This window comes from Streptomyces sp. NPDC101166, from assembly GCF_044768125.1.
GTDB lineage: Bacteria > Actinomycetota > Actinomycetes > Streptomycetales > Streptomycetaceae > Streptomyces.
Genome location: NZ_JBIWPF010000270.1, coordinates 1 through 1124, shown reverse-complemented (window position 1 = coordinate 1124; position 1124 = coordinate 1). Strand labels below are relative to the sequence as shown.

2 protein-coding genes are annotated in these 1124 nt (G+C 65.8%); both read right to left on the bottom strand.

Annotated features, from left to right (window positions below):
• A partial coding sequence (locus tag ACIRS4_RS38305; protein WP_404204906.1) for a mechanosensitive ion channel family protein occupies positions 1-585 on the bottom strand: 585 nt, incomplete at its 3' end.
• 48 nt (positions 586-633) lie between these two features.
• Positions 634-1124, bottom strand: a 491-nt coding sequence (locus tag ACIRS4_RS38300) for a peptide chain release factor-like protein (protein WP_404204904.1), incomplete at its 5' end; no start/stop codon positions are given.

The window sequence follows — 1124 nt, the reverse complement described above, 5'->3', positions numbered from 1 at the left end:
GGCGGGCACCGGCACATCGATGGCGGCGCGCGCCCAATCCTTGGACAGGTTGGTCACTTTCACGATCTGACCGTTGGGAACGATGACCACTTCGCCGTCCGCGCTGCGCAAGGTGGTGATGCGCAGCGTGACGTCCTCCACCGTACCCTCGGCCTCCGCGGAGTTCCCGCTGACCGCGATCCGCACGACATCGCCGAAGCCGTACTGCCTTTCGGTGATGAGGAAGAATCCCGCGAGCAGATCCTGCACGATGCGCTGCGCGCCGAAACCCAGCGCGGCACCCAGCACGGCGGCCGGGGCGACCAGTCCGCCCAGCTCGAAGCCCAAGCGCCGCAACACTTCCAGCGAGACCAGGAAGTAGACGATGGACAGCACCACCCAGGTGATCACCTGGGCCAGCGCGTGCCGATGCTTGGACGCCTCCGATCGCACCAGCGAGTCACTGCTGCGGAATCCGGCGTCGATGCGCCGGGTGATCCGGTCCCGCACGTAGTTCGCGCCGCGGCTGAAGAGCATGGTGCCCACGATGAGCAGCACGATCTCCAAACCGCTGGACCGCAGCCAATTCCCGAATTCTGTGTTCATAGTGCCTCCGCTCCCCTCCGTCGTGCGGAGCGGGCGAGCCGAGTTGATCTAGTTGGCCGACTGCTCTCGCATGCGCCAACGAATTCCGGCTTCGATGAAAGCATCGATGTCGCCGTCGAGTACGGCGGAGGGGTTGTTGACCTCGTAGTTGGTGCGCAGATCCTTGACCATCTGGTACGGGTGCAGCACGTAGGAGCGCATCTGGTTGCCCCAGGACGCGCCCTCGTTGGTCTTGAGCGCGTCCATCTGGGCGCGTTCTTCCTGCCGCTTGCGCTCGAGCAGCTTGGCCTGCAGCACCCGCATGGCCGAGATCTTGTTCTGCAGCTGCGACTTCTCGTTCTGGCAGGTGACCACGATGCCGGTCGGGATGTGGGTCAGGCGGACCGCGGAGTCGGTGGTGTTGACCGACTGGCCGCCCGGGCCCGAGGAGCGGTACACGTCGACGCGGATCTCGCCCTCGGGGATCTCGATGTGGTCGGTGGTCTCGACGACGGGCAGCACCTCGACCTCGGCGAAGGAGGTCTGGCGGCGGCCCTGGT